Annotated in this window: 3 protein-coding genes; all 3 read left to right on the forward strand. The window is 70.8% G+C overall.

What is annotated here, in order from left to right; all coding sequences use genetic code 11:
• The first annotated feature begins 293 nt into the window (after positions 1 to 293).
• From V7793_RS34210 to V7793_RS34220, 3 genes are read left to right on the forward strand one after another with little or no spacing between them, the layout of a single operon-like run.
• Positions 294 to 1,265 (forward strand): glycosyltransferase family 2 protein, encoded by a 972-nt coding sequence (locus tag V7793_RS34210; protein ID WP_336013594.1) that lies wholly within the window; start codon positions 294 to 296, stop codon positions 1,263 to 1,265.
• Positions 1,265 to 2,638 carry an NAD(P)/FAD-dependent oxidoreductase gene (locus V7793_RS34215; RefSeq protein WP_336013596.1) on the forward strand — a complete coding sequence of 458 codons (1,374 nt, stop codon included), beginning with the start codon at positions 1,265 to 1,267 and terminating at the stop codon, positions 2,636 to 2,638. The genes V7793_RS34210 and V7793_RS34215 overlap by 1 nt, the downstream gene beginning before the upstream one ends.
• A gap of 14 nt (positions 2,639 to 2,652) precedes the next feature.
• Complete coding sequence (locus V7793_RS34220; RefSeq protein WP_336013597.1) at positions 2,653 to 4,068, forward strand: aspartate aminotransferase family protein; 1,416 nt, start codon at positions 2,653 to 2,655, stop codon at positions 4,066 to 4,068.
• Positions 4,069 to 4,232: the final 164 nt, after the last annotated feature.

Here is a 4,232-nt window from a genome sequence, read left to right on the forward strand (position 1 = left end):
TGGCGGCGGCTGCGGGGCGCGGGTCGCGGGGCATGCGCCGTTCCTCCTCCAGGCTGCGTCCGGCCGGGGCCTGGCTCAAGTCTCGGGCCCGGCCGCGGGCGCCGCATCCGGCACTGCGCCACCCGGGAAATACGCTCCGGCAGGCACGATTTACCGGCTCCGGAGCCGCGTTGCGGGGATCTTGCCCGCCCGCTCCGCCGTCGGCTACCGTCGATTGGTGCAAGGGGAAAGTATCTGAATGCGCGGCAGAAAAACAGCACGGCGATAACCGGCTCCCGGCACAGGAGAGGTCTATGCCCGCCAGCCAGACCGGCACTCCGTCACCCACGACACAGCTGATCAGCGTCGTTCTCCCCTGTTACAACGAAGAAGCGGTCCTCGGCCGTACCCACGACCGCATCGCCCGCGCCCTGCGCCCCGCGGAAGGCGTCCGTTACGAGGTCATCTACGTGGACGACGGCAGCGCCGACGCCACCTGGAATCTCATCCGCACGTTCACCCGGGAGTCCCCGATGGTGCGCGCGGTCCGGTTCAGCCGGAATTTCGGCCACCAGGCGGCCTGCCTCGGCGGTCTCAAGGAGGCCCGGGGGGATGCGGTCGTCCTCCTCGACGCCGATCTGCAGGACCCTCCCGAAATCATCCCGGAAATGGTGTCGCGCTGGCGCCAGGGCTGGCGCGTGGTCTCCGCACGACGCACCGCGAGACTTGGCGAGACCGCCTTCAAGAACTTATCGGCCTTCGCCTTCTACCGGCTCCTGGACAGGCTCTCCGACCACCCCGTGGCATTCGACACCGGGGACTTCCGGCTCCTCGACCGGGAAGTCGTCGACCTGCTGACCGGGCTGACGGACCGGGAGCTCTTCCTGCGCGGCGCCGTCAGCTGGGCGGGCTTTCCCGAGACCGCGATCGAATACCAGCGGGAGCCGCGGGCCGCCGGGGCCTCCAAATACACCCTGCCGAAAATGCTCGCCCTCTCCCGCAGCGCCTTCCTCACCAGCGGATCCGCCCTGCCGCTGCGGATTCCCCTCTGTACGGGCTCGGCCTCGCTCGCCGGTGCGCTCGTCATGGCGCTGACCCACCGGGGCCGGCCCAAGGCCCTGCCCCTTGCCCTGTTCGGCGCGCAGTCGCTGGCGGTGGGCGTGGTGGGGGAGTACCTGCACGCCGTCCTGCGGCAGGGGCAGGGCCGGCCGGCCTATGTGATCAGCGAACGGATACGGAGCACGATTCCCGGGGCCGTCCTCGCCTCGGTCGAGGAGGTCGCGTGATGCACACGGACGTCATCGTCGTCGGTGCCGGATTCACCGGCCTGTCCGCCGCCCTGGAGCTCGCGGAGCTCGGCCACTCCGTGCAGCTCCTCGAACGCGACCCCGACATCGGCGGCCTCGCGGGGAGCTTCACGGTCGGCGAGCGGCGCCTCGAACGCTTCTACCACCACTGGTTCGCCTCCGACGAGGAAATGCTCCGGCTCTGCGCCCGGCTCGGCATATCCGATCTGATGGAACCCCACCTGACGCGCACCGGCATGTATTACGCCAACTCCGTCTACCGCCTGTCCAAACCCCTCGACCTGCTGCGCTTCGCACCCCTGCCCCTCGTCGACCGGCTCCGGCTCGGTCTGCTGACCGTGCGCGCCCAGCGCGTGCGGGACTGGCGCCTGCTGGAGCACCGCACCGCCGAGGAGTGGCTGGTCTCCCTCGGCGGCCGCCGGGTCTACGACGTCGTCTGGCGGCCCCTGCTGGAGGGGAAGTTCGGCGACCACGCGGCGGAGGTCGGCGCCACCTGGATGTGGACCAAACTGCACCTGCGCGGCGGCAGCCGCACCCGCTCCGGCAGCGAGACCCTCTACTACCTGCGCGGCGGCAGCGACGTCCTGCTCACCGCCCTGCGCAAACGCCTCGCCGACCACGGCGTCGACATCCGCACGGACACCGCGGTGCGGGGCGTCGTCACCGACGGACGCCGGGTCACCGGCGTGCGCACCGGCGACGGGGAGTTCCTCCCCGCCCGCCGCGTCCTGCTCACCGTCGCCCCCGAGCTGGCGGCCGGGATGCTGGAGGAGCAGAGCGACACCCACCCCTCCGTGCCGCCCCTCCTCCGGCAGCTCCGCAGGATCCGCTACCTGGCCAACATCTGCCTGGTCCTGGAGAACAACCGCCCCCTCTCCGACACCTACTGGCTCAACGTCAACGACCCGTCCTTCCCCTACGTCGGGGTGATCGAGCACACCAACATGGACGACCCGGCCCGCTACGGCGGCCGGCACATCGTCTACCTCTCCAAGTACCTCCCGGCCGACGCCGAGCTGTACCGGATGGACGACGAGCAGGTGTTCGAGCACAGCCTGCCGTACCTGCGGCGGATGTTCCCCGGCTTCGACCGGAGCTGGGTCGACGCCCACCACGTGTGGCGTGCCGACCACGCCCAGCCCGTCATCACCCCCGGCTACACCCGCGTCATGCCCCCGGTGCAGAGCCGCGTGACCGGCCTCTACCTCGCCGGGATGGCCCAGGTCTTCCCCGAGGACCGCGGCACCAACTACGCCGTCCGGGACGGCCGCCGCGCCGGGCGCCTGATCGCCGACCGGCTGCGCACCGAACCCGGCGACCGGCACACCTTCCCCGAGGACACCCATGCCTGAGCACGAGGACGCCCATGCCTGAACTCATCTCGCTCGACCAGGCCGAACACCTCGGCATCGACCAGGTCCACGCCCTCTACGAGAAGTACGTCAGCCGCAGCCAGGTCTCGCTCATCGGCTCCTTCGGCTTCGGCCGCGACCTCGTCGACAGCGCCGAGGGAGCCTGGATCACCCTCCGCGACGGCCGGCGCATCCTCGACTTCACCGGCGGCATCGGCGTCCTCAACCACGGCCACAACCACCCGCGCATCCTCGCCGCCCGCGACCGCTTCCGGCAGCGCCGCCGCATGGAGGTCCACAAGAACTACTTCTCGCCCTACGTCGCCGCTCTCAGCCACAACCTGGCCGCACTGCTCCCCGGCGACCTCGACATCTGCTACTTCCCCAACTCCGGGGCCGAAGCGGTCGAAGGCGCGGTGAAACTCGCGTACAAATACCACGGCGGGCGGCGCGGCACGGTCCTGCACACCGACATCGCCTTCCACGGCAAACTGCTCGGCGCCGGCAGCCTCACCGCCTCACCCGAGATCCACTTCGAATTCCCCCGGATCCCCGGGACCGACTCCTTCGCCTTCGGCGACCTCGCCTCCTTCGAACTGGCCCTGGAACGGCACCGCGACACCACGGGACGCAGCGACGTCTACGCCGTCGTCCTCGAACCGTTCAGCGCCTCCGCCCTCCGCGAGAGCCCGCCCGCATTCCTGCGCGAAGTCCGGCGGCTGTGCACCGAAGAGGACATCGTCCTGGTCTTCGACGAGGTGTACACCGGCTGGGGCAAGACCGGCGAGCTGTTCCACTTCATGCGCTGCCCGGGCCTCGTCCCCGACGTCCTCACCATGTCGAAGTCCTTCGGCGGCGGGAAATCCTCCATCTCCGGGTACGTGGCCCGTGAACCCGTCTTCCGGAAGGCCTACGACAACCTCGGCGACGCCACCTTGCACAGCACCACCTATTACGGATTCGGCGAGGAGACCGCCACCGCGCTGGAAGCGGTCTCCGTGGCCGTCGAGGAGGACTTCCCCGGCCGCGCCCGCAAACTCGACCAGCTGCTGTCCGCCGGCCTCGCCCGCCTCGCCGAGCGCCACCCCCGCCTCGTGGCCTCCACCACCGGCCGCGGCGCCCTCCACGGCGTCTTCCTGCGGCCCGGCCCGGGAATCCCGGAACGCATCCGCACCGCGCTCCCCGCGGCCGCCCGCGACCCGCAGGCCGTGCCCAAGCTGCTCACCGCCGCCGTGATCGCCGCCCTGTACCGCGACCACGGGATCCTGACCTTCTTCGGCTCCAACCGCGACATCGCCCTGGTCGTCTCCCCACCCCTGGTCGCGGGCGAGGAGGAGACGACCGCCTTCCTGCACGCCCTGGACGCCGTACTCGCCAAGGGCGCGGCCCGGCTGCTGGCCGCATTCCTCAAAGAGAAGGTGACCGGATGATCCGCGGCGCACTGCGCGCGAGCGGCCTGCGCTCGTACTGGCTGCGGCAGTACGCCTGCCTGGGCGACCCCCGGGCCCGCACCGCCGCCGAGACCCACGTGACCGAGACCCTGAGCACCCTCCCGCTGCCCTACCGGGCCGGCTACGCCCTCGCCCTGCGCCTG

The sequence above is a fragment of the Streptomyces sp. KLMMK genome, assembly GCF_036961605.1.
GTDB lineage: Bacteria > Actinomycetota > Actinomycetes > Streptomycetales > Streptomycetaceae > Streptomyces > Streptomyces telluris.